Origin of the sequence: Streptomyces sp. YIM 98790 (assembly GCF_011421595.1) — a bacterium.
In the GTDB taxonomy this organism is placed as follows: Bacteria; Actinomycetota; Actinomycetes; order Streptomycetales; family Streptomycetaceae; genus Streptomyces.
In genome coordinates, this window is the sequence record NZ_WTLH01000099.1 from 1 (window position 1) to 22,970 (window position 22,970).

The window sequence follows — 22,970 nt, forward strand, 5'->3', positions numbered from 1 at the left end:
CGCCGCGGCGGCCGGGGCGGGACCGGCGGCCGGGGCGGGTGCGGGTGCGGGTGCGGCAGCCGCCGAAGGAACGGGGCGGGGGTTCATGCCTGGCCTCCTGCGGTCGGGACGGAGGTGCTGGGGGCGGCGGCGGGGCGCTGGGCGGGCAGCAGTTCGCGCAGCCGGTGCAGCACGGAGCGGCGGCCGGGCGCGGGGCGGGCCAGCACCACGGCGGCCAGCACGATGACCACGGCGAAGTCGCCGAAGCCGCCGGCCACGTAGTAGTTGGCGTACTGCTGGACCACGCCGACGGTGACGGCGGCCAGCGCCACCCCGGTGATGGACTCCAGCCCGCCGATGATCACCACCACGAAGGCGAAGATCAGCAGCCCGGTGCCCTGGTGCGGGGAGATGGACCCGAAGTAGAGCCCGGCCAGCACCCCGGCCAGCCCGGCCAGGGCGCCGCCGAGCGCGAACACCAGGGTGAACGCGCGGGTGACGTCGATGCCCAGCGCGGTGACCATGGCCCGGTCCTCCACACCGGCGCGGACGATGAGCCCGTAGCGGGTACGGGAGAGGAACAGCCGGACCCCGGCGAGCACCAGCACCGCGGCGGCGATCAGCACCAGCCGGGTCACCGGCACCTGGGCGCCGAGCACCCCGACCGTGCCGGAGAGCGACCCGGGCACCGGGAAGGGCCGGGAGTCGGCGCTCGCATACGCCTGCACCAGGGCCGGAACGGTCAGCGAGAGACCGACGGTGACCAGGATCTGTTCCTTGGGCCGCCCGTACAGGCGGCGGATCAGCACCCGCTCGACCACCACGGCCAGCACGGTGCCGGTGAGGGTGCCGGTGATCAGGGCCAGCAGCAGGCCGTTGACTCCGCCGACCGCGGTGGCGGTCTGCCAGGCGGCGTAGGCGGAGACGGTGAGGAAGGCACCGTGCGCGAAGTTGAGCACGTCCATCAGGCCGAAGATGAGGGCGAGGCCGGAGGCGATGAGGAAGTACAGCGCGCCCAGGCCGAGGCCGGTGAGGGTGAGCAGGACGAAGGTGCTCATCGCGCCTCTCCTTCCGTGGTGTCCGCTTCGGTGGTGTCCGTGGTCCCGTGGGCGTTCCGCGTGTCCTCACCGGCCGCCGCGGGGGCGCGGCCGACACCGAGCAGCGTGGTGGTGCGCGTCCGGTCGGCCAGCAGTTCCGCGGCCGGTCCGGTGTGCGCCACCCGTCCCGCCTCCAGCACCACGGCCTGCCCGGCCAGCTTCCTGATGACCGCCAGGTTCTGTTCCACCAGCAGCATCGGCACGCGTTCGGCGGCCCGCGCCAGCACCTCGGCCACCTCGCCGACCACCCGCGGCGCCAGCCCCTTGGTCGGCTCGTCCACGATGACCAGCCGGTTGTCGTTGAGCAGGCAGCGGGCGATGGCCACCATCTGCTGCTGCCCGCCGGAGAGCGTGCCGGCCGCCTGCCCCCGCCTGGCCTTCAGCTCGGGGAACAGCTCGTGCACCAGGTCGTAGGCGGGTTCGCCGCCGCCCGCCCGTTCGGCCAGCGACAGGTTCTCGGCCACGGTGAGCCGGGTGAAGACGCCGCGGTCCTCGGGCGCGTAGCCGATGCCGCGCCGCACGGTGCGGTGGGTGGGCTCGTGCGTGATGTCGGCCCAGCTGTCGCCGGGTCCGGCCGCCGCCCAGCGGACGGTGCCTCCGGTGATGCGGCCTTCCTCCGGCAGCAGTCCCAGCACGGCCCGCACGGTGGTCGTCTTGCCGACGCCGTTGCGGCCCATCAGCGCGGTGACGCCGGTGGCCGGTACGGAGAAGGTGACGCCTTGCAGGATGCGGGAGCCGGCGATGTCCACCCGCAGCTCGCGGATGTCGAGGACGGCCCGGCTCCGGGTGTCCGGTCCGGTCCCGGCCGCGTTGCCCGTGCCGTTTCCGGTGTCGTTCCCGGTGTCGTTCCCGGCGTCGTTCCCGGTGTCGGTCGTGGTCACAGGTCCTCCCCGAGGTAGGCCCGCTGCACTTCCTCGTCGGCCATCACGGCCTCGGGCGTGCCCTCGGCCAGCAGCGTGCCGTGGTGCAGCACCGCGATCCGGTCGGCCAGGTCCAGGACGACATGCATGTGGTGCTCGACCATCAGCAGGGTGCGTCCCTCCTCCCGGTGCAGCGACCGGATGACCCCGGTCAGTTCGCCGATCTCCTCGGCGGCGACCCCGGCCATCGGCTCGTCCAGCAGCATCAGCCGCGGCCCGTCGCCGGACACCGCGGGGACGGTGGAGGCCAGCAGCATGGCCAGCTCCAGCTTCCGCTTGTCGCCGTGCGACAGCCCGCCGGCCAGGACACCGGACCGGTGGCCGAGCCGCACCCGGTCCAGCACCGCCGCCACGTCCCGCCCGGTGACCCGGCGGGCGCCGACCGCCCGTGCGGCCAGCTCCACATGCTCGGCCACGGTCATGGTCGGGAAGACGGAGGAGGACTGGAAGGTGCGGCCGATGCCGAGGCGGGCGCGGCGGTGCGGGGCCAGCCGGTCGATCTCGCGGCCGTCCAGCNCGGCGGTGCGGGGCCAGCCGGTCGATCTCGCGGCCGTCCAGCAGCACCGCGCCGGAGGTGGGCCGGGTGAGGCCGCTGATCAGGTTGATCAGGGAGGTCTTGCCGGCTCCGTTGGGACCGATCAGCGCCAGGAACTCCCCTTCGGCGACGGTGAGATCGATGCCGTCGACGATGGTGACGGCGCCGACCGCCCAGGTGAGCGCGGTGCACCGGAGCACCGCCCGCCCCCGGGCCCCCGCCCCGGGCGCGGGGACGGGGGCCGGGGCGGCGGCGGACGCGGACACGGAGGCGGAGGCGGAGGCGGAGGCGCCCGGGTGGGGGAGCGTCATGCTCAGCTTCCCTCCGCCGCCACCGCCGGGGCGACCAGCGCGGCGTCGAACGTCTTCACGACGGCCGGCATGGCCCCGTCGTCCGCACTCTCGAAGGCCGCCTGGAACATGGGCTGCAGCAGTGCGTGATCCTCGGCGCGCACCGTGTTCTCGCCCTTGACACCGGAGAAGGTGAAGCCCTCCAGGGCGTCGATCATGGCCCGGGTGTCGCCCGCGGCGCCGCCCGCGCGCACCGCCTCGACCACCATCTGCGCGGCGTTGAAACCGTCCGGGGTGAACAGGTCGGTCTCCCAGCCCTTGTCGTCGAAGTAGGTCTGGAGCGCCTGCGCCTCGGGGGTGTCGGTGGCGCCGGGCACGTAGTGGGCGAGCAGGGTGACCTTGTCCCGGGCCTTGCCGAACACGGGGTAGCTGGCGCGCAGGTCGAGGCCGGTGACCACGGTGGCGGCGTCCAGCACGCCCTGCTGGTCCAGGGTGGTCCACATGGACTGGGCGGTGTCGCCGGCCCAGGCCACGAAGACCATGTCCGGGTCCTCGGCCAGCACCTGGGCGGCGGACGGGGTCAGGTCGGTGGCGCTGGGCGGGGCCAGCACCGAGGCCACCTCCATGCCCTGGGCGCCGAGCACGCTCTCCACCGCGGCCACATTGGCCTGGCCGAAGGCGCTGTCCTGGGCCAGCACGACGACCTTCTTGCCCTCGCTCTCACCGCCGAGGATCTCCTTGGCGGTGACCACGTCCTGGTAGGTCTGGCGGCCGGAGCGGAAGGTGTAGTCGTTGCTGCCGGTGACCGCGTCGGTGGCGGCCGGTCCGGAGATGTAGAGGACCTGGTTCTGCTCGGCGAGCGGGGAGAGCTGGACGGCGACTCCGGAGGAGACCGTGCCGGCGATGATCTTCGCGCCCTCGCCGATGCGCTGCCGGGCGAGCGCGACGGCCGTGTCCGGCTCGCCCGCGTCGTCCGACTTGACCACCTCGATCGTCACCCCGTCGACCTCGCCGGTGCCGTCGGTGGCGTGGTCGAGCCCGGCCTCGAAGCCGCGCAGGTACTGCTCGCCGTAGGAGGCCAGCGGTCCGGAGGTGGAGGTGATGAGGGCGACGGTCACGCTGCCCCCGGCCCCGCCGTCACCCTCCGCGCCGCCGGAGCCGCCTCCGCTGCCTCCGCTGCCTCCTGCGTCGCTCGCACCCGGGCTGGAGCAGGCCGCGGCGGTGGCGGCCAGCACGGCGGTCACGGCGGTGACGGCCAGTCTGCTGAGAACTCTTCGGCGGACTCCTCGACGAGGCTGAGGCATGGCGTACGGCTCCCTCGGTACGGCGGCGGCTCGGCACAGCTGTGTGTGTCCCAGTGATGCCGAGAAGCGTCCGCCCCACCGAACCCCTGCGGCAATGTGTGCCCCGCACATACTCGACCGTCGATCTATGGCTCCCTTCTCCGTCAACGGTCCTGGCCATCAGCCCTACGGTGCCCGGAATCACCCCCCACGGCGCGGCCCGGGACGGCCGCGCCCCACCGAAGGAGACCGGCCATGCCGACCATGCCGATACGGCGAGCCGCCCCCCGCCACGGCCGTCGAAGAAGACTGATACCGCTGACCGCCCTGCTGGGCATGCTGGCCACCCTGCTCCTCGTCCCGGCCGGCCCGGCGCACGCCGCCTCGCTCACCCAGGTCACCGGCTTCGGTTCCAACCCCGGCAACCTCACGATGCACCGCTATGTCCCGGACGGCCTGCCGTCCGGCCGCCCGGTGGTGGTCCTGCTGCACGGCTGCGCCCAGGGGCCGGCCGACTACTTCGCCAACTCCGGCTGGCAGAAGTACGCCGACGCCTACGGCTTCACGGTGGTGGCCGCGGGGCAGCAGACCGGCAACAACTCCTCGCGCTGCTTCAACTGGTTCGAGCCGGGCGACACCCGGCGCGGCCAGGGCGAGGCGCTCTCCATCCGGCAGATGGTGGACCGGGTGCTGCGCGACCAGTCCGCCGACCCCGCCCGCGTCTACCTCACCGGCCTGTCGGCGGGCGGCGCCATGACCGCCGCCATGCTGGCCGCCTACCCGGACGTCTTCGCGGGCGGCGCGGTGATCGCCGGTCTGCCGCACGGCTGCGCCACCTCGATGATCGAGGCCTTCTCCTGCATGAACCCGGGCCGGACCAGGACCGCCGCCGCCTGGGGCGACCTGGTGCGCTCCGCCCACCCCGGCTACTCCGGGCGCCGGCCCGCGGTCTCCCTCTGGCACGGCGGCGCGGACTACACGGTGGCCACCGCCAACCTCACCGAGTCGGTCAAGCAGTGGACCAACGTCCACGCCACCGACACCACCGGGGACGCCACGTCCTCGCTCCCCGCAAGCACCACGCGCACCGAATACCGCAACGCCTCCGGCGAGCCGGTCGTGGTCTCCTACCTCACCGCCGACAACGGTCACGGCACGCCCGTCGCCCCGGGCGGCGGCACCGACCAGTGCGGCCAGGCCGCCGCGTACTTCCTGAGCAGCGTCTGCTCCAGCTACCACATCGCCCAGGACTGGAACCTCTCCGGCACCGCCCCCGGGCCGGGCCCGGAGCCCGGGCCGGAGCCGGACCCGGAGCCCGAGCCGGAGCCCGGGCCGGACCCGGAGCCGCCGCTGTCCTGCGTCACCGCCAGCAACTACGCCCACACCCAGGCCGGCCGTGCCGTGCACCGCTACGGCTACGCCTACGCCGTCGGCTCGGGCGACAACCTCGGCCTGTGGTCCCTGGCCGTCACCACCTCCGTGACCGAGACCGCCCCCGGCCACTGGACCCGCACCGCGGCCTGCCCCTGACCCCCGGCCGTTCCCCTCGACGGCCGCGGAGGCGCGCCGCCCCACCGCGCCTCCGCGGCCCGCGGGGGCGCCGGTTCGCAGCGGCCAGGCGCACGGCCGTCCCCGGGCATCCGGCCTGCGATGCGCGGTACGGGTCCGCTCCGGCTGATCCCCCCGGATGTCCCCGCCGACCGCGTCTCCGCTGCCGGTGCGGCCGCCGGTCCGGGAAGGCCCGGCGGCTGGGGCCGGTCAGGAGGGGCCGGCGGGGTTGGGGATGGTGCAGTCGGCGCCGGGCGGGGTGCCCTGGGGCCAGGCGAGGCCGTCGAAGCGCAGGCGGTGAGGGCGGCCGGGGTCCAGGCTGACGACGGAGACGGCCTTGTTGTGGGCGTTGCCGTAGTTGTTGAGGCAGATCCAGCCGCTGGCGCCGGAGATCCCGTAGCCCTGGCTCATCTGGGCCCAGACGGCGGCCACCTCCGCGTTCGACGGCACGGCGGCGCCGCCCGCGGCGGCGGCCAGGCGGATGCCCTGGACGGCCGTCCACACCGCGTCGTACATCACGATGGCCCGGGAGTCCTCCAGGTCGGTCTTGCCGATGTCCGCGGCGTGGCCGGCTGCCAGCGCCTTGAGGGTCTCCATGGCCTCGGGGTCACCGCCCGGCGTGGGAGCGGACCAGGCGTCGGGGTGGGCGAGAGCGCTGTAGCGGACGGTGATGCCCTTGCTGAGGACGTCCCAGTTCAGTTCGGTGTCCGTGACCAGGGTGGAGGCGCCGGAGGCGCTGATCACCGTGAACGGGCGGCACGGCTGTTCGCCGAGTTCGTTGACGAACTGCCGCAGGTGGACGGGGCGCCCGGCGAAGTAGAGCGTGTTCACGGTGTCCGGCAGGTTGCAGATGCGGGGGATCATCAGACGGAACTGGGCGGTGACGCCCTCGGTGTCGGTGACGCCGGAGGAGGTGAACTTCATCGGCTCGTACTCGGCGGTCCCGGCCAGTTCGGCGCCGAAAATGTCGTACAGGGTGAGGTTGTAGTGGTCGCTGGGGCGGGCGTCGTAGATGAGGAGCGGGCTGCCTCCCGCCTCGCCGTCCTCATGGAAGGAGGCGAGGGCGGCGGCCTGGTCGCCGTTGTCCGGGACGATCTTCACCATCCCCGGGTAGGCGTCGGGGCTCTCCGCCGTGTTGCCGAGGTCGTCGGCGGTGAGCGGCCCTGCCACGACGGGGACGCCGGCCGCGGTGAGCCGGGCCAGGATGTCCCCGGTGGGGTGCTGGCTGATGTTGAAGCCGGTGACGGCCCGCAGCCGGTCGGTGCCGTCCGCGGCCATGTCGATGAGCTGGTCGGTCACCCGCTGCCAGTGGCCGCTGCTGCGGCCGGGGTTGGCGAGGACCAGGCGGATCAGCGGCCCGGCGTCGTTGTCGTCGTGATTGGCCCGGTGCTGGGCCAGGTACGCGCCCCGCACCTCCTTGAGGATCTGTTCCCGGCCGATGTCCCCGGTCAGCGTCATGGGGATCATCAGCGCGACGGTGACGTACTCCTCGCCCGAGGCCCGGACCTCGTCGTTCTCCCGCTCGATGCGGGCCGAGACCTGTGCCAGGTCCGGGGAGAAGGCGAAGGAGCCGTCGGTGACGCCGACGCACTCGCCGTCCCGCTCCACCACTCCCTCCGCACAGCTGTCGTCGGTCAGGCGGTCCACGGCGACCAGCGCCAGCAGGGCGACGGCCAGCACCAGCCCGAGGGTGACCAGCGTCTGGACGCCGCGGCCGAGGGCGAACCAGCGGTGGCGCAGGCGCCGGCGCAGGTTCCGGCGCGGCTCGTGCGGGGACGTGGGTGAGGTCATCGCCGGTCCTCCACCGAAAGGGTCAGTTCGGGCGCCTGGACGCCCTGGCCGAGCAGGGCGGGCCAGGCGTCGGCCGCGGTCAGATAGGCCGCTTCGTCCGGGCGGGCCCGCTGGATGTCCAGCAGGGCGCCGGAGATCTGGAGCAGTCCGGCCGTGGAGGGGAGGGCGGCCAGCGGGTCGGAGAGCCGCCAGACGCCGCGGACCAGCACCGTGATGGCGTCGTGGGTGGCGGTGCCGGAGTCGCGGATGCAGGCCGGGCAGGTGCCGGGCTCGGCATGGGCGGCCGAAGGCGCCGGGGGCGGGGGCGGGGGCGGAGCGGCGCAGATGATATTGACCCAGGACAGCCATTCGGCCGCGGACATGCCCGGCAGGCGGTGGTGCAGGCGCCGGACCACCGCCTCCAGCCGGCCGAGGGAGAGGGTGTGGTGCAGCTGGGCCAGTCCGTGGCCCATGGCGTCCTCGTCCAGGTGGGCGCTGTTGTGGAAGGCGCGCAGCCGCCGCTGCACGGTCTCCCACCGCCCGGCCAGCCGGGTGCGCAGCCGGTGCAGCAGCAGGGTGCGCAGCGCGGGATCGGCGACGAACGGCACCCCGTCGCCGCCGCCCGGCTCGCCGGCGGGCCAGCGCCAGGGGATGCGCCGCCAGTGGCCGCCGTCCAGTTCGGCGGTGACCGCGGCCAGCCGGGACGCCACGGTGTACCGGGCGGCGGAGCGGTCCGGGGCGGTCACGGCCCGCATCAGCCAGACCGCCGCCTCTTTGGTCAGGGCCGGGGCGAGCAGCGCGAGTTCGTCCCGCATGCCGGGGTCGGGCAGCAGGCGCGCCAGGAGCAGGTCACCGACCGTACGGCCCCCGTTGCCGTCGCCGCCGTCACCGCCGCCGTCTCCGTCGCCGCCGTCACCGCCGCCGCCACCGTCGTCGGGTGCGGGGCGGCCGAGCAGGGCGTTGCCGTCGCCCGGTGCGGGAGCACCGGAGACGGCATGCGCCACGGCCCGGACGATGCCCTCCCGGCCGCCGCTCAGCCGGTCCACCGGCCAGGCCAGGGAGGCGGACCAGCCGGCGGCGGGGAACAGCCGCTGGGTGTCGTCCCGGTGCAGGGCCGGGATGCCCAGCGAGAGCAGCCATGCCCTGGGGGACGGCTGGTTCGGGCCGGGCGGGCGCCAGTGTGCGGTGGCGTGCCGCACGGTCTCGCAGGAGCGGTACGCGGCCGGGTCCCCCAGCGCAGTGGTGACGATCACGGGACGGAAGGCGGCGCCGCGGCCCGGCCCGCCCCGGCCGCCCTGCCCGTCCCGGGCACCGTTGTCGTACGCGGGCAGCAGCAGGGAGAGCAGGTGCTCTCCGAGCGGGGTGTGCACGTTGTCCAGCAGGAGCAGCGGCGGCGGGGTGCGGGAGAAGGAGTGCCACAGGCCGCGCTGCGCCTCCACATCCGCGAGCAGTGCCGCGACCAGCAGTGACCGGCCCTCGCGGCGGCCGTCCTCGTCCCGCTGCCGGAAGGCGTTGACGAACTCGAAGAGGCGGGCGAAGCCGTCGCCGCCGCGTCCGGGGACGCTGCCGCCCCACCAGCGCAGCGCCTCCTTTCCGGCCCGGCGGCCGGGCAGCAGCTGCCGGGCGGTGGTCAGCAGCACGCCCACCAGGCCCTCCAGGCCGGGAAAGCCGAGCAGGCCGGGCAGCCGGGGGCCGATCTCCTCCAGCCACCGGCCGATGTCGACAGCTCCGCTCGCGCCGCGCCGGTCGGCGTACCAGGCGGCGATGAACTCCCGCAGTTCGCGCGTGGCGTCGTGCGGATCGGTGGTGGCCGGGTCGGGGCGCCACACGGTGAGCAGCAGCAGACCGAGGGTCAGCCGGTGGCAGGTGACGGGGCGGCCCGGGCCTGCCGTGCGGACGCCGAGCTGGTAGGCGAGCAGCGAGAGCAGCCGGGAGAGGGCGAGGGTGTCCACGGGGTACGGGGGCGGCGTCGCGCCCGGGACGGGCGGGGCGGCGAGACCGGGAACGGCCGCCTGGCCGGGCCGCGGAGCGGGGCGGAGCATGCCGACGGCTATGGAGTGGCCCGGTGCGCCGCCCGGGCCGGAACGGGCGGCTCCGCTCGACGGGCCGGAGGGCTCGGCCTGGTCCGGCGGTCCGGGCGATCCCGGCGGGCCGGCGGGGGAAGCGGTCTCCGTGCCGCCGTCTTCCCCGCCCGCCGCACTGTCACTGCGGTCACCGCGGTCACCGCGGTCACCGCGGTCGGCACCGTCGCCGCCGTCCCCGTCGTCCGCGGCGGATCCGGCCGGGTGGGCGGACGCCAGGCCCGGGTGGCCGAAGGCGGGGTCCGCCAGGTCGGCGTGGGCGACGGCCAGCCGGCGGTCGTAGCTCTCGTGCAGCAGCTCGATCAGCCGGCTCTTGCCGGCCGCCCGGCCGCCGGTGACCCGGACCACCGGCGGTAAGGGGAACTCCTTTGTCACATTGCGGGGTTCGGTGCGGTGCACCCCGGTCAGACGGGGCACCAGACCGTCGTACACGGCACGGGTGGCGTGCCATTCCTCGCCTTCGTACATGTCCCCGGCTCCCCCGCGACGGCCCCGTTGCGGAGCACCGGACGGGGGCGCACGGCACTGGACGCCCGACGGCTGTTCCGCTGAGTGACTGCGAGGTTGCATCAGGACGTTTTGCGGCGCAAGCCCTTTCGCCAAGGTTGGTGTTCGCCGCTCCGCGCGGCACAGACCCGCGGCGGCGGCGCGGAGGGTGCCCGGTCGGCGGCCGGGCAGGGCCGGTCGGCCCCTCGCCGCCAGGCCGCGGGCGGGCGCACGGTGGGCGGCATGAGCCGTACCGGCGGAACCGAAGGCGGCAAGCGGCGCCGCGTGGTGATCCTGGGCGGCGGCACCGGCTCTACTGGCACCGCGGCATCCCCGGCGTCGCGCCCCCGATGCCGGGCCACGGCAGGTCCGGGCCGCCGCCCGGCTGACCGGGACGGCCGGTGCCGCCGCTCAGCCGGACGGCGAGGCGGACGGGGAGGCGGACGGGGAGGTGATGCGGGTGAAGGCGTCGAGGTTGCGGGTGGATTCGCCGCGCGCGGTGCGCCACTCGTACTCCTTGCGGATCGCGGTGGCGAAGCCCTTCTCCAGCAGGGTGTTGAAGCTGCCGTCCGCCTGCTCCAGCACCGCGCCGAGCAGGCGGTCGATCTCCTCGGCGGTCACCGCGGCCAGCGGCAGCCGGCCCACCAGGTAGATGTCGCCCAGGCCGTCCACGGCGAAGGCGATGCCGTACAGCCGGGTGTTGCGCTCCAGCAGCCAGCGGTGCACCTCGGCGTGGTTCTCGTCCGGGCGGCGGATGACGAAGGCGTTGACCGAGAGCGAGTGCCGGCCGGCCACCAGGGAGACCGTGGTGGCCAGCTTGCGGGTGCCCGGCAGCTTCACCACGTAGTGGCCCTCCCGGGGACTTTCCCAGCTCACGCCGGTGTCCTCGGCGGCGAGTGCGGCCAGCGCCGTCTCGATGACCTCGCGTGCTCCCGCGGTGGGCTCAGGATTCTCGGGCATGGGCCGATCGTATGCCCGCGAGGGCGGCGGGCCGGAAGCGGCGCTCCCAGATGGCCTCGGTGTAGATGCCGGCGGTCTCCCGGGCCGCCGTGGCCCAGCCGAAGCCCCGGGCGTGGCCGACCGCGGCGACACCCATCCGGGCGGCCAGTCCCGGATCGTCGGCGAAACGTTCCAGCGCGCGGGCGTACCCGGACGGTTCGTGGCCGCGCACCAGCAGCCCGGTCACGCCGTCCCGCACCGCGACCGGCAGCCCGCCGACCGCCGCCGCGACCACCGGGGTGCCGCAGGCCTGGGCCTCCACCGCGACCAGCCCGAAGGACTCGCTGTGCGAGGGCATCACCAGCACGCTGGCCGCCCGGTACCAGTCCGCCAGCTCCCGCTGCGCCACCGGCGGGTGGAACCGCACCAGGTCGCCGATGCCCAGCCGGGCGGCCAGCTTGTGCAGCTTCTCCGGCCGGGCCAGGCCGCTGCCGCTGGGCCCGCCGACCACCGGCACCAGCAGCCGCTCGCGCAGCTCCGGCCGGGCCTCCACCAGGTCGTGCACGGCCCGCAGCAGGATGTCGGGACCCTTGAGCGGCTGGATACGGCCGGCGAACAGCGGGATCAGTGCGTCCTGCGGCAGGCCGAGCCGGGCGCGGGCCGCGGCCCGGCCGTCGCCCGGCCGGAACCGCTCCAGATTGACGCCCGGGTGCACCACGGCGATCTGCGACGCCTCGGCGCCGTAATGCCGCATCAGATCGGCGGCCTCCTCGCCGGTGTTGGCCACCAGGCGGTCGGCGGCCTCGACGATCTGCTGCTCGCCGATGATCCGGTATCCCGGCTCGGGGGTGTCGCCCCTGGCCAGATGGGCGTTCTTGACCTTGGCCATGGTGTGCATGGTGTGCACCAGCGGCACGCCCCAGCGGTCCGCGGCCAGCCAGCCGACATGGCCGGAAAGCCAGTAGTGGGAGTGCACCAGGTCGTAGTAGCCGGGGCGCTGGCCGGCCCAGGCGCGCATCACCCCGTGCGTGAAGGCGCAGAGCTGGGCGGGCAGCTCCTCCTTGGACAGCCCCTCGTACGGGCCGGCGGTGACATGCCGCACCAGCACGCCCGGGGCCAGCTCCACCACCGCGGGAACGGTGCCGGAAGTGGTGCGGGTGAAGATCTCGACCTCGGTGCCGAGCGCGGCCAGCTCCCTGGCCAGCTCGACGATGTAGACGTTCATGCCGCCGGCGTCACCGGTGCCGGGCTGGTGGAGCGGGGAGGTGTGGACGCTGAGCATGGCCACGCGCCGCGGGTGCCGACCCGAGCGGCGGAGCGTGAGCCGAGGAAAGTCCGGCACGAGAACTCCTGACCACTGACCGTTGAACCCGATGAACCCGATGAATCCGGTGCACCCGTCCGACCGGACCGCCGACCTCGCGCGCGCCCGGCCGGAGCGAGCTCCACGTGCGGCAACACGGAGGGCCCCGGTCCTCTTCCCACTTTGCCAAACCGTGACCGGGGGCGCAGAACGGTAGGGTCGGGCCCATGGGTGGCCGGGGCACGGGCCGCGGCGGCAGCGGCGGCGGGAGGCGTCCCGAGGGGGCGGTGACCAGGGGGACCACGCACCAGAACCGGCTGCGCCGGATGGACCGCTGGATCGCCGACGCGCACGGCGCGGCGCTGCGGCGCAGCCCGTTCCCGCCGGTGGCGGTGGATCTCGGCTACGGCGCGCAGCCCTGGACGGCGGTGGAGCTGCTGGCCCGGCTGCGCCGGGTACGGCCGGACGTACGGGTGACGGGCATCGAGATCGACCCGGTGCGGGTGGCGGCGGCCGAGCCGTACGCCCGGGCGCGGGAGGGGCTGAGCTTTCTGCGCGGCGGCTTCGAGGTGCCGCTGCCGGGCGGCGCCCGTCCGGTGCTGATCCGGGCGGCCAACGTGCTGCGCCAGTACCGGGAGGAGGAGGTGCCGGCCGCCTGGGCACGGCTGTGCGGGCGGCTGGCGCCGGACGGGCTGCTGGTGGAGGGCACCTGCGACGAGATCGGCCGCCGCCATGTGTGGGTGGCGCTCGGCCCGGAGGGGCCGCGCACGGTGACGTTCGCCGCCCGCCTGGGCTCGCTGGCCGCCCCCTCGGATCTGGCCGAGCGGCTGCCCAAGGCGCTGATCCACCGCAATGTGCCGGGTGAGCCGGTGCACGCGTTCCTGCGCGCCTTCGACCGGGCGTGGGCGGCGGAGGCCGCCTACGGGCCGCTGGGGGCCCGGCAGCGCTGGCTGCGGGCGGTGCGGGCGGTGCGCCGGGAGTGGCCGACGGCCGACGGGCCGCGCCGCTGGCGGCAGGGCGAGATCACCCTCCCGTGGACCGCCCTGGCCCCCCGCGACTGGCGCTGGCCCCCGCCGTGACGGGGGCTGCCGTGACGGGCGTCTCCTCTCGCCGCTCGGCCGCCCGCCCCCCCTGCCCCGGCCCGGCGACGGGCCGGGGGAATCAGCCGGGGGAATCAGCCGGGGCCGGCGGGGGGGGATCAGCGCGGGTCGGCGGGGGCGGTGCCGGCCGGGAGGACGGCGAGGGCCTCGTCGAGCAGGTCGCGGTCCTGGGCGTAGCTGAGCAGGCCGCGGGCCCGGTCCGGGGCCAGCCAGCGGAACTCGTCCACCTCGTGGTTGGGCACGAAGGTCCCGCCGACCGCCTCGGCCGTCCAGTAGCTGACCTCCTTGTCCCGCCCCTGCGCGCCGTAGCGCAGCATGGTCAGCTCCGCGCCCAGCAGGCATTCCATGCCGGTCTCCTCGCGCACCTCGCGGACCGCGGCCTCGGCCGGCTTCTCGTCCGGGTCCAGCTTGCCCTTGGGATGCGACCAGTCGTCGTAGCGCGGACGGTGCACCAGGCCGATCTCGATGCCCCCTCCGGGAGCGTGCCGCCAGAGCACGCAGCCCGCCGCCCGTATGGGCTCCCCCGTGTCTTCAGTTGCCTGTGCCACGCCGGTGCTTCCTTCTCGACTGGATGAGTTCTTCCTGCAGGTTGCGCAGCGGCTCGCCGTCCTCGTCCGCCACGTGCCGGGTCCAGGTGCCGTCCGGGCCCAGATGCCAGGACTGGGTGGTGTCCGAGGTGCCGGTGGCGATCAGCCGGCTGAGCGCGGACCGGTGCGCCGGGTCGCGCACCTGCACCAGCACCTCGATCCGCCGGTCCAGATTGCGGTGCATCATGTCGGCGCTGCCGAGCCACACCTCCGGGTCGCCGCCGTTGAGGAAGACGTAGACGCGGGAGTGCTCCAGGAAGCGCCCCAGCACGCTGCGCACCCGGATGTGCTCGGACAGTCCCGGCACCCCGGGCCGCACCGCGCAGATGCCGCGGACCAGGATGTCCACCGGGACGCCCGCCTGCGAGGCCCGGTAGAGGGCGTCGATCAGCCGCTCGTCCACGATGGAGTTGGCCTTGATCCGGATGCCGGCGGGGCGGCCCTCCCGGTGGTGTGCGATCTCCCGCCGGATGCGGGCTATCAGCCCGTCGCGCAGCGAGCGCGGCGCCACCAGCAGCCGCCGGTAGGTCTCCCGGCGGGAGTAGCCGGAGAGCCGGTTGAACAGGTCGGACAGGTCCGCGCCCACCTCCGGGTCGGCGGTGAGCAGCCCCAGGTCCTCGTAGAGCCGTGCCGTCTTGGGGTGGTAGTTGCCGGTGCCTATGTGGGCGTAGCGGCGCAGGTGCTCGCCCTCCTGGCGGACCACCAGGGAGAGCTTGCAGTGGGTCTTCAGCCCGACCAGCCCGTACACCACGTGGCAGCCGGCCTCCTCCAGCTTGCGCGCCCATTTGATGTTGGCGTGCTCGTCGAAGCGGGCCTTGATCTCCACCAGGACCAGCACCTGCTTGCCCTGCTCGGCGGCGTCGATCAGGGCGTCCACGATCGGGGAGTCGCCCGAGGTGCGGTACAGGGTCTGCTTGATGGCCAGGACGTCCGGGTCGGCGGCGGCCTGCTCCACGAAGCGCTGCACCGAGGTGGAGAACGAGTCGTAGGGGTGGTGGACCAGGACGTCCCGCTCCCGCAGCGCCGCGAACACGTCGGGCGCCGAGGCGGTCTCCACCTCGGACAGGTCACGGTGGGTGCCGCCGACGAACTTGGGGTACTTCAGCTCCGGCCGGTCCAGCGCGGCGATGGCCTTCAGCCCGGTCAGGTCGAGCGGGCCGGGGACCTTGAACACCTCGGCCTCGTTCACCTTCAGCTCGCGCACCAGCAGGTCCAGCACCTCCTCGTCGATGCTGTCCTCGACCTCCAGCCGGACCGGAGGACCGAAGCGGCGGCGCAGCAGTTCCTTCTCCAGGGCCTGGAGGAGGTTCTCCACGTCGTCCTCCTCCACCTCCAGGTCCTCGTTCCGGGTGACCCGGAAGACGTGGTGGGCCAGCACCTCCATGCCCGGGAAGAGTTCCTCCAGGTGCGCGGCGATGACGTCCTCGACCGGGACGTAGCGCTGCGGGGAGGCCTCCAGGAAGCGGGAGAGCAGCGGCGGCACCTTCACCCGGGCGAAGTGCTTGTGGCCGCTGGCCGGGTTGCGCACCACCACGGCCAGGTTGAGGGAGAGCCCGGAGATGTAGGGGAAGGGGTGGGCCGGGTCCACGGCCAGCGGGGTGAGCACGGGGAAGATCTGGCGGCGGAACAGCGAGAACAGCCGGATCTGCTCCTGTTCGGTCAGGTCCGGCCAGCGCAGCAGGTGTATGCCCTGTTCGGCGAGCTCGGGGGCGACGGTCTTGTGGAAGCAGTCGGCGTGGCGGGCCATGATGTCCCGGGTGCCGGCCCAGATCTTCTCCAGCACCTCGCGCGGCTGGTAGCCGGAGGCGGAGCGGGTGGCCACGCCGGTGGCGATGCGGCGCTTGAGCCCGGCGACCCGGACCATGAAGAACTCGTCCAGGTTGCTGCCGAAGATGGAGAGGAAGTTGGCCCGCTCCAGCAGCGGGGTGTCGGGGTCCTCGGCGAGTTCCAGCACCCGCTGGTTGAAGGTGAGCCAGCTCTGCTCACGATCGAGGAAACGATTCGCCGGGAGCGGGGCCGCCTGCTCCTGCGCCGTGTTCACGGCCGAGGCCGCCCCCGCCGGCAGCACGGTCATGGCGTCCTCCTCCTCGGGAGCGGCGTCCACGGGCTGCTCGGGCAGCGCGTGCGGGCGGAAGGCGTCGATGGACCCGACGGGCTCGGCGACCGCGTCGGCGGCGGTGGCGTCCACCGGGCCCGGAACGACGGGCGTGCCGGGGGCGGCCCCGCCGCCCGGGTCGGCGGGGGCGGGGCTGGGCCGTCCGGGTGATGTCCGGGGCGCGGCCTTTGCCGCTGTCTTTGCCACTGTCTTCGCGGCGGTCTTCGCGGCGGTCTTCGCGGCGGTCCTGGCCGCCGCCTTCGCCACCGCCTTGGTGGCCGCCTTGGCCGTGCTCCGGGCGGCCGTGCGCTTGGCGGCCGTGCGCCGCCGGGCGGCGGTCTTCTCCGGAGCGGGGGNGTCTTCGCGGCGGTCTTCGCGGCGGTCTTCGCGGCGGTCCTGGCCGCCGCCTTCGCCACCGCCTTGGTGGCCGCCTTGGCCGTGCTCCGGGCGGCCGTGCGCTTGGCGGCCGTGCGCCGCCGGGCGGCGGTCTTCTCCGGAGCGGGGGAGGACAGGCCGTTCGCTCCGGCATCGGTGGTGCCGGCGGGCAGCTTGTCGGAAGGGGTCCGCGGTTCCGGGCTCATGCATCCATTCTCCCGCCACCACGGCAAACGCAACACATCACTCCCGTGACGAGCAGGTGTCACAGGGCAACCGCGCACGCCGGACGCGTACGCCTTCCCCATCCGTGCCGCCGCCCGCCCGCCGGTGCGCCCCCGCCCGCCGCGGCTCCCTCAGCTCTCGGTGCGGTACATCAGATCCGTCTCGTACGTACGGAAGCCCAGGTTCTCGTAGAGCCGCACCGCCGCCGTGTTGTCCGCGTCCACGTACAGCATCCCCGTCCCGATGCCGCGGTCCCGGGCCAGGTAGCGCAGCCCGGCCAGGGTCAGCGCCCGGCCCAGCCCCAGCCCCTGGGCCTCCGGCGCGATGCCCAGCACATAGATCTCCCCCAGGCCCTCGGCGCTGTGCACCTTGGTCCAGTGGAAGCCCAGCAGCTCCTCTTCCCCGCCCTCCCCGGCCGGCCGCACCGCGAGGAAGAAGCCGTGCGGGTCGAACCACGGCTCGGCCATGCGCGCCCGGAGGTCCCGCATGCCGAGCGAGCCCTGCTCGGGGTGGTGCGCGAAGGCCGCCGCGTTCACCGCCAGCCATGCCTCCTCGTCCCGGCCCGGCACAAAGGTACGGACCGTGACCCCCTCCGGCCACCGGATCTCCTCCAGCGGCAGCCCGCCGAGCGAGCGGCGAAGCTGCCGCAGCTCGCGGAAGAGAGTCAGCCCCAGGCTCTGCGCCAGGTGCCGGGCCGCCGGGTGGCCGCCGTGCGCCCAGACCCGCAGCCGGTTCCCGGACTCGGCGAGCAGCGTCTCGCCCAGCGAGCGGCCGTACCGCCGGCCGCGGTGCGCCGGATGCACCACCAGTTCCGCGGAGGGCGCCTCCACCGGGTCGGTGCCGTCCAGCTGGGCATAGCCGACAAGCTCCCCCTTGTGCCGCAACAGCAGATGCCGGACGCCCTCCCGCGAGCCGCCGCGCAGCAGCAGCCGGCCCTGTTCCGAGACGGCGGCCTGGCCGTCCACCCTGGCCGCCAGCGCGATGAGCTCCTGAGCGTCCCGCACATCCGTCGCCGACACTTCGTCCAGTACCACGACGTCGCTCATGGCCAAACTGTACGGCCCTGCCCCGGGAATTGGCGCGACGCGAACTGGCAATGTGCTGGTTACCTCCGCCCTCCTGACACGCTACGCGCGTAGCCCTTAGGCTGCGGTGCACATCCGTGCCCCGGGCCGGCTGACCCACCGGTCAGGCTCAGGCCCCCCGGCCGGCAGACACCGGCCCCGTTCGTCCCGCACCGACTCGCGTGAAAGGGAACACCCCCGCATGCAACGCCCCACTTCCTCGCGGCGGACCGGCTCGCGCCGGAGAACCGCCGGAATACTCGCCGCCGGGCTCGCCGGCGCGCTCGTCCTCGCGCTGCCCGCCACCCAGGCCACGGCCGGCGCCGGCAAGCCGCACAAGCCGGGCAAGCCGAGCGCCACCACGGAACTCCAGGTACTGGCCATCAACGACCTGCACGGCGCGCTGGAGCCCCCGACCGGTTCCGGCGGCCGGGTCACGCATCTTCACGAGGACGGCACCACCTCGACCATCGACGCGGGCGGTGCCGAATACCTGGCGTCCGCGCTGCGCGAGGCGCGGGAGGGCCACAAGCGGTCCGTCACGGTGGCCGCCGGTGACATGATCGGCGCCACCCCGCTGCTGTCCGCCCTCTTCCACGACGAGCCCACCATCGAGGCGCTCAACCTCATGGACATGGACGTGGTGGGCGTGGGCAACCACGAGTTCGACGAGGGCTGGCAGGAGCTGGTCCGGCTCCAGGAGGGCGGCTGCCACCCGGTGGACGGCTGCTACGCGGAGGACCGCACCTACCAGGGCGCGGACTTTCCCTTCCTGGCCGCCAACGTGGTCCACGAGGACACCGGCGAACCGATCCTGGCCCCGTACGTCATCAAGAACCTCAAGGGCGCCAAGGTCGGCTTCATCGGCGTGACCCTGGAGGGCACCGCCAACATCGTCACCCAGTCCGGCATCGAGGGCATCGACTTCCTGGACGAGGCCGAGACCATCAACACGTACGCCAAGCAGCTCAAGCGCAAGGGCGTCAACGCGGTCATCGCCCTGATCCACGAGGGCGGTTACCCGGCCTCCTCGGCCTACAACGCGGACTGCGGGCCCGGCGGGGCCAACCTCTCCGGCCCCATCGTGGAGATCTCGCAGAACACCTCCGCCATGGTGGACGTGCTGGTCACCGGCCACACCCACCAGCCGTACGTGTGCTCCATGCCCGACCCGGCCGGAAACGAGCGGCTGGTCACCTCGGCGGCCTCCAACGGGCGGCTGTTCACCGAGCTGTCCATGGCCTACGACTGGCGGAAGCGGGACATCGTCCGCGCCTCGGTGACCGGCTCCAACGTGGTGGTGGAGCGGGAGAACCCGGCCACCGACATGACCGACCTGATCGGCTACTGGGACGCGCTGGCCGGCCCGTTCGCCTCCCGCGCGGTGGGATGGATCGCCGAGGACATCACCCAGAACCGCAACATCCCCGAATCCCCGCTGGGCAACCTCATCGCCGACGCCCAGCTCGTCCACGCCCGCTCGGTCGACCCGTCCACCGATCTGGCCCTGATGAACCCGGGCGGCATCCGCACCGACCTGACCTTCGCCGCCTCCGGTGACGAGGGCGACGGCGTGGTGACCTTCGAGGAGGCGTTCGCCGTCCAGCCGTTCACCAACTACGTGCACATCATCGACCTCACCGGCGAGCAGCTGCTGGCCGTGCTGCGCGAGCAGGTCAGCGGCGACAACGAGGCGGCCAACCGCATCCTCCAGCCCTCCGAGGGCTTCGCCTACACCCTGGACCTCACCCGCTCCGGGGCGGACCGGATCATCGCCGGCTCCGTCACGGTGAACGGCGAGCCCCTGGACCCGGCCGCCACCTACCGGGTCGCGGTCAACTCCTTCCTGGCCGGCGGCGGCGACGCGTTCCCGACCCTGGCCGAGGGCGGCAACACGGTGGTCGGCGGCATCGACGTCGACGCCTTCGCCGACTACCTGACCGCCAACTCCTCCACCGAGGCGCCGCTCACCGCCCCGGCCGCCGGCCGCATCACCGTCATCCGCTGACCCCGTCCCGGGGCGGCCCACAGGACGGCCGGTGGCCTCGGCCACCGGCCGTCCGCCGCCCTCGCCGGTACGCATCCCGGCGCGCATCCCCGAGGGCGCCGGGGCGGGCGAGAGTTCATGTTCACGTGAGCTCGGGGTACGGTCGGGTACGGTCGGGGCATGAGCGGTGGCAGTGGCAGCAGCAGCGGTGGCGGCAGCGGCGGCGGGCTGATCGCCAAGGAGCTGACCATCGGGCAGCTCGCGCAGCGCAGCGGGGTCGCCGCCTCGGCGCTGCGGTTCTACGAGACACAGGGGCTGATCAGCAGCCGGCGCACGTCCGGGAACCAGCGCCGGTACGGCCGGGACATGCTGCGGCGGGTGGCGTTCATCCGGGTCTCGCAGAACCTCGGCATCCCGCTGAACGCGATCCGCGAGGCACTGTCCCAGCTGCCGGAGGAGCGNGGGGCTGATCAGCAGCCGGCGCACGTCCGGGAACCAGCGCCGGTACGGCCGGGACATGCTGCGGCGGGTGGCGTTCATCCGGGTCTCGCAGAACCTCGGCATCCCGCTGAACGCGATCCGCGAGGCACTGTCCCAGCTGCCGGAGGAGCGCACGCCCACACCGGAGGACTGGGCGCGGGTGTCGTGGTGGTGGCGCCGGGATCTGGACCGGCGGATCGCCCAGCTCACCCGGTTGCGGGACCACCTCAGCGACTGCATCGGCTGCGGCTGCCTCTCGCTGAGCGAGTGCATGCTGGCCAACCCCTACGACGTGCTGGGCAAACAGGGCCCCGGGGCGCGGCGCTTCGAGGACTGCGCGGCCGGGCAGGCCGGGGAAGCCGGCGAGGCCGGGCGGCCGGCCGGCTGCCCGGCGCCCGCCCGGCCGGCAGGCGGACGGCAGCGGACGGCCTCAGCGGAGTGCTGAGGCCGGGGCATTGGTCATCGCCAGGGCCAGTGCGTTGCGGTGGGTGAAGACCGGCCGCAGCCGGGTCGGGCCGTGCACCGGGTGGCGCAGCACCACCGCCGGGTAGCGGTCGGTACGGCGGCGGTCCGGGATGTCCCCGGCGATCCGGCCCAGGGCCACCGTGCCGCGTCCCGGCCCGGGCCGGTAGCGCAGCTCCCGCACGGTGTCCGGCTCGGCGGTGCGGTGACGCAGCGCCTCGGCGCAGTCCACGGAGAACTCGATCCGGTCCGGGTCGCCGTCGACGGTGCGGACCGGGATCTCCCAGCCGGGCGCGAGCACGATCCGGGGCCGGCGGCCGGGCGCACGGCCCGCCGGGGCCAGCACCCGTGCCGTGACGGTGAAGGACTTCTCCCCCGGCAGCACCTGCTCCACCTCGGCGTGGGCCGGCCGCAGCCAGGCCCGGACCGCCAGGGTGCCGTCGGCGGTGGCGTAGGGCACCCAGTGGCTCAGGCCGCGCCGGTCCACGGCCGGCGGGAGGGTGAGCAGCCGCGCGGTGTCGAGCAGCCGGACCGCCACGGGCCGGCCTGCGGGGTCCACGGGCGCGTCGGGCGGCAGCTCGCGCGGGACCAGGCAGCAGTCCCAGCGGCCTTCGCCCAGGGTGTGGCCGGCACGGGAGAGCAGGGCGGCGGGCGGCCCGCCGTCCGGGGGCTCGGTGAGCGGCACCCGCAGCGTGCCGCGGCCGTCCGGGGCGCCGCGCAGGCGGAGCAGCAGGTCGAGACCTGGCGGCGCCGGGGCGGCATCGAAGGAGAGCAGCAGCGAGCCGTCGTCGGTGACCGTGCAGCGGGCCGGCACCGGGCGGCGTGCGGGGCGGCGGGCACGTCGCAGCGACGCCAGGCCCGCGGCGCCGCGGGCGGCCAGCTCACCGGCGTCGAAGGCGGCCTCGGCGACCACGGCGGAGAGGGGCATCCGGCGGCGGGCGGCGCAGCCGCCGGGCCGCTGCCGGGCCAGGTCGTTGAGCAGCCCGGTCCAGCGCTCGGCGATGCCGGCCGGATCGTAGCGGGCGCCGGTGCGCAGCCCGGCCCGGCCCATGGCGCGGCGCTGCTCCGGGTTCTCGATCAGCTTCAGCAGGGCGTCGGCAAAGGCGTCGCTGCCGCCCTCCAGCGGCACCAGCAGCCCGTCCTCCCCCGGGGTGATGATCTCCGCCGGGCCGTAGGGGCAGTCCGTGGAGACCACCGGCACGCCGCAGCGCATGGCCTCCACGATGGTCATGCCGAAGGACTCGCCGTCCGAGGTCACGGCGGCGATGCCGGCCTTGGCCCACTCCGTCTCGATCGGCGCCACCGCGCCCATCAGCCGCACCCGGTCGCCGAGGCCCAGGGCGTCGATCCGGCGGCGCAGCCGCCCCTCGGTGCGGCCCCGGCCGTAGATGCGCAGCTCCCAGTCGGGGCGGACGGTGGCCACCTTGGCGAACGCCTCGATCAGCCGGTCGAAGCGCTTGATCGGGATCAGCCGGCCGACCGCCACCACCAGCCGGGAGTCCTCGTCCGGGCGCAGCCGCAGCGCCGGATCGGGACCGGGCACGGCATTGGGCAGGGCGGTCACGGTGGTGCCGGTCCCGGACGGCAGCGCCTCCCGCCAGGCGCGGGCGTCCGCCTCGGAGACGGTGACATAGGCGTCCAGGCCGGCGACGGCGGACAGCATCTCCTGGCGGAGTTCGGGATTGTGGGAGTCCAGAGTGCGGTGTTCCTGCCCGATCCGCAGGCAGGTGTCCCGGCCGTAGGCGTTGAGGTAGCCGACCAGCAGCGGGCGGGTGGCGATCACCGCGTCCGCGCGGGTGCGGCGCAGATACGCCGCCACCCGGCGGTCCGCCAGCCGGCTGGGCGGCACGGCGCCGCCCGCCGGGCCGGGGTCGTGGAACATGGTGCTGGCCCGCCGGCCGGAGGGGTGCGCCAGGCGCCACAGCCGGTGCCGGGCGTCGATCAGCGGCACCAGCCGGACCCGCGGGTCGAGCGGGAAGCGGGGCGTGTCGCCGCGCCGGAACACGCTGACGACCTCGACCTCGTGATGGTCGCTCAGTGCGGAGGCGAGGTTCGCCACGGCCCGGACCGTGCCGCCGATGCCGTACATGTTGTAGACCAGGAACGCGATCCTCATCTGGGGCCTCCCGGGCGGCTGCGGCAGCGTGACTGCGCGGGGACGAAACCGGCAGAAGCCATGAGCAGCCGGTAATGCGGGCACATGCGGCTCCCATCATGCCCACCGCACCCCGCCGCCGTCCCGGCGCGCCACGCGGGCGGGGCGGGACGGAACGGCGGCGGGACGGTGTGCGGGCGTGCCCCGGCTCCCGCCCCGGCCCCCGGCCGCGGCCCGGCCGGGAAGGCCGCGGGTTCAGCTGCGGCCGG

General features: G+C 74.5%; 15 protein-coding genes and 3 pseudogenes. 5 read left to right on the forward strand and 13 right to left on the reverse strand.

The features are described 5' to 3' along the window. Nucleotides 1–83: 83 nt before the first annotated feature. The 5 genes and pseudogenes from GQS09_RS17075 to GQS09_RS17090 form a co-directional block, all read right to left on the reverse strand. The gene (locus GQS09_RS17075; protein WP_165987105.1) at nucleotides 84–1,037 is read right to left on the reverse strand and encodes a branched-chain amino acid ABC transporter permease; all 954 of its coding nucleotides are present in this window, start codon (nucleotides 1,035–1,037) and stop codon (nucleotides 84–86) included. Further along, complete coding sequence (locus tag GQS09_RS17080; RefSeq protein ID WP_399552542.1) at nucleotides 1,034–1,957, reverse strand: ABC transporter ATP-binding protein; 924 nt, start codon at nucleotides 1,955–1,957, stop codon at nucleotides 1,034–1,036. Before GQS09_RS17080 ends, GQS09_RS17075 begins: the two co-directional genes overlap by 4 nt. Next, a complete protein-coding gene (locus GQS09_RS29605; protein ID WP_313896185.1) occupies nucleotides 1,954–2,511 on the reverse strand; it encodes an ATP-binding cassette domain-containing protein in 558 nt (185 codons plus the stop codon). The genes GQS09_RS17080 and GQS09_RS29605 overlap by 4 nt, the downstream gene beginning before the upstream one ends. 79 nt (nucleotides 2,512–2,590) lie before the next feature. Then, a pseudogene (locus tag GQS09_RS29610) lies at nucleotides 2,591–2,842 on the reverse strand (ATP-binding cassette domain-containing protein); the annotation flags it as partial. A 2-nt stretch (nucleotides 2,843–2,844) separates the two neighbouring features. Then, entirely contained in the window at nucleotides 2,845–4,125 is a 1,281-nt protein-coding gene (locus GQS09_RS17090; RefSeq protein ID WP_165987107.1) for a substrate-binding domain-containing protein, read from the reverse strand. A gap of 234 nt (nucleotides 4,126–4,359) precedes the next feature. Between GQS09_RS17090 and GQS09_RS17095 the strand changes: the two genes are divergently transcribed. Next, nucleotides 4,360–5,634: a PHB depolymerase family esterase gene (locus tag GQS09_RS17095; protein WP_207957946.1), complete on the forward strand. Its 1,275-nt coding sequence runs from the start codon at nucleotides 4,360–4,362 to the stop codon at nucleotides 5,632–5,634. Between the two features lie 228 nt (nucleotides 5,635–5,862). On the opposite strand, the gene GQS09_RS17100 is transcribed toward GQS09_RS17095, so the two are convergent. The 4 genes from GQS09_RS17100 to mshA form a co-directional block, all read right to left on the reverse strand. Beyond that, nucleotides 5,863–7,443, reverse strand: coding sequence for a hypothetical protein (locus GQS09_RS17100; RefSeq protein WP_165987110.1), 1,581 nt, complete (start codon nucleotides 7,441–7,443; stop codon nucleotides 5,863–5,865). Continuing rightward, a complete protein-coding gene (locus GQS09_RS17105; protein ID WP_165987112.1) occupies nucleotides 7,440–9,971 on the reverse strand; it encodes a hypothetical protein in 2,532 nt (843 codons plus the stop codon). The genes GQS09_RS17100 and GQS09_RS17105 overlap by 4 nt, the downstream gene beginning before the upstream one ends. Nucleotides 9,972–10,400: 429 nt before the next feature. Beyond that, the gene (locus GQS09_RS17110; RefSeq protein ID WP_165987114.1) at nucleotides 10,401–10,949 is read right to left on the reverse strand and encodes a YbjN domain-containing protein; all 549 of its coding nucleotides are present in this window, start codon (nucleotides 10,947–10,949) and stop codon (nucleotides 10,401–10,403) included. Next, the gene (gene mshA, locus GQS09_RS17115) at nucleotides 10,933–12,270 is read right to left on the reverse strand and encodes a D-inositol-3-phosphate glycosyltransferase (protein WP_313896183.1); all 1,338 of its coding nucleotides are present in this window, start codon (nucleotides 12,268–12,270) and stop codon (nucleotides 10,933–10,935) included. The genes GQS09_RS17110 and mshA overlap by 17 nt, the downstream gene beginning before the upstream one ends. A gap of 188 nt (nucleotides 12,271–12,458) precedes the next feature. On the opposite strand from mshA, the gene GQS09_RS17120 reads away from it, so the two are divergent. Further along, complete coding sequence (locus tag GQS09_RS17120) at nucleotides 12,459–13,310, forward strand: class I SAM-dependent methyltransferase (protein ID WP_165987116.1); 852 nt, start codon at nucleotides 12,459–12,461, stop codon at nucleotides 13,308–13,310. Nucleotides 13,311–13,429: 119 nt separating this feature from the next. On the opposite strand, the gene GQS09_RS17125 is transcribed toward GQS09_RS17120, so the two are convergent. The 3 genes from GQS09_RS17125 to mshD form a co-directional block, all read right to left on the reverse strand. Beyond that, nucleotides 13,430–13,879, reverse strand: coding sequence for an NUDIX hydrolase (locus tag GQS09_RS17125; RefSeq protein WP_313896184.1), 450 nt, complete (start codon nucleotides 13,877–13,879; stop codon nucleotides 13,430–13,432). After that, on the reverse strand, nucleotides 13,863–15,992 hold the full coding sequence (locus GQS09_RS17130) for an RNA degradosome polyphosphate kinase (protein ID WP_165987131.1): 2,130 nt from the start codon (nucleotides 15,990–15,992) through the stop codon (nucleotides 13,863–13,865). Before GQS09_RS17130 ends, GQS09_RS17125 begins: the two co-directional genes overlap by 17 nt. A gap of 752 nt (nucleotides 15,993–16,744) precedes the next feature. Then, nucleotides 16,745–17,659: a mycothiol synthase gene (gene mshD, locus GQS09_RS17135; RefSeq protein ID WP_165987118.1), complete on the reverse strand. Its 915-nt coding sequence runs from the start codon at nucleotides 17,657–17,659 to the stop codon at nucleotides 16,745–16,747. 220 nt (nucleotides 17,660–17,879) lie between these two features. Between mshD and GQS09_RS17140 the strand changes: the two genes are divergently transcribed. The 3 genes and pseudogenes from GQS09_RS17140 to soxR form a co-directional block, all read left to right on the forward strand. Beyond that, nucleotides 17,880–19,685 (forward strand): bifunctional UDP-sugar hydrolase/5'-nucleotidase, encoded by a 1,806-nt coding sequence (locus GQS09_RS17140; RefSeq protein ID WP_165987120.1) that lies wholly within the window; start codon nucleotides 17,880–17,882, stop codon nucleotides 19,683–19,685. 159 nt (nucleotides 19,686–19,844) lie between these two features. Beyond that, nucleotides 19,845–20,093, forward strand: a pseudogene (locus GQS09_RS17145) (MerR family DNA-binding transcriptional regulator); the annotation flags it as partial. Nucleotides 20,094–20,127: 34 nt separating this feature from the next. Beyond that, a pseudogene (gene soxR, locus GQS09_RS17150) lies at nucleotides 20,128–20,589 on the forward strand (redox-sensitive transcriptional activator SoxR); the annotation flags it as partial. On the opposite strand, the gene GQS09_RS17155 reads toward soxR, so the two are convergent. After that, nucleotides 20,575–22,722, reverse strand: coding sequence for a glycosyltransferase family 4 protein (locus GQS09_RS17155; RefSeq protein ID WP_165987122.1), 2,148 nt, complete (start codon nucleotides 22,720–22,722; stop codon nucleotides 20,575–20,577). The pseudogene soxR and the gene GQS09_RS17155 sit on opposite strands and share 15 nt — an antisense overlap. Nucleotides 22,723–22,970: the final 248 nt, after the last annotated feature.

Coding starts and splice junctions, on each gene's coding strand:
- mshD (WP_165987118.1), bottom strand. CDS start 17,659: ATGAGCGACGTCGTGGTACTGGACGAAGTGTCGGCGACGGATGTGCGG.
- GQS09_RS17105 (WP_165987112.1), bottom strand. CDS start 9,971: ATGTACGAAGGCGAGGAATGGCACGCCACCCGTGCCGTGTACGACGGT.
- GQS09_RS17095 (WP_207957946.1), top strand. CDS start 4,360: ATGCCGACCATGCCGATACGGCGAGCCGCCCCCCGCCACGGCCGTCGA.
- GQS09_RS17075 (WP_165987105.1), bottom strand. CDS start 1,037: ATGAGCACCTTCGTCCTGCTCACCCTCACCGGCCTCGGCCTGGGCGCG.
- GQS09_RS17100 (WP_165987110.1), bottom strand. CDS start 7,443: ATGACCTCACCCACGTCCCCGCACGAGCCGCGCCGGAACCTGCGCCGG.
- GQS09_RS17090 (WP_165987107.1), bottom strand. CDS start 4,125: ATGCCTCAGCCTCGTCGAGGAGTCCGCCGAAGAGTTCTCAGCAGACTG.
- GQS09_RS17140 (WP_165987120.1), top strand. CDS start 17,880: ATGCAACGCCCCACTTCCTCGCGGCGGACCGGCTCGCGCCGGAGAACC.
- GQS09_RS17110 (WP_165987114.1), bottom strand. CDS start 10,949: ATGCCCGAGAATCCTGAGCCCACCGCGGGAGCACGCGAGGTCATCGAG.
- GQS09_RS17130 (WP_165987131.1), bottom strand. CDS start 15,992: ATGACCGTGCTGCCGGCGGGGGCGGCCTCGGCCGTGAACACGGCGCAG.
- GQS09_RS17120 (WP_165987116.1), top strand. CDS start 12,459: ATGGGTGGCCGGGGCACGGGCCGCGGCGGCAGCGGCGGCGGGAGGCGT.
- GQS09_RS17155 (WP_165987122.1), bottom strand. CDS start 22,722: ATGAGGATCGCGTTCCTGGTCTACAACATGTACGGCATCGGCGGCACG.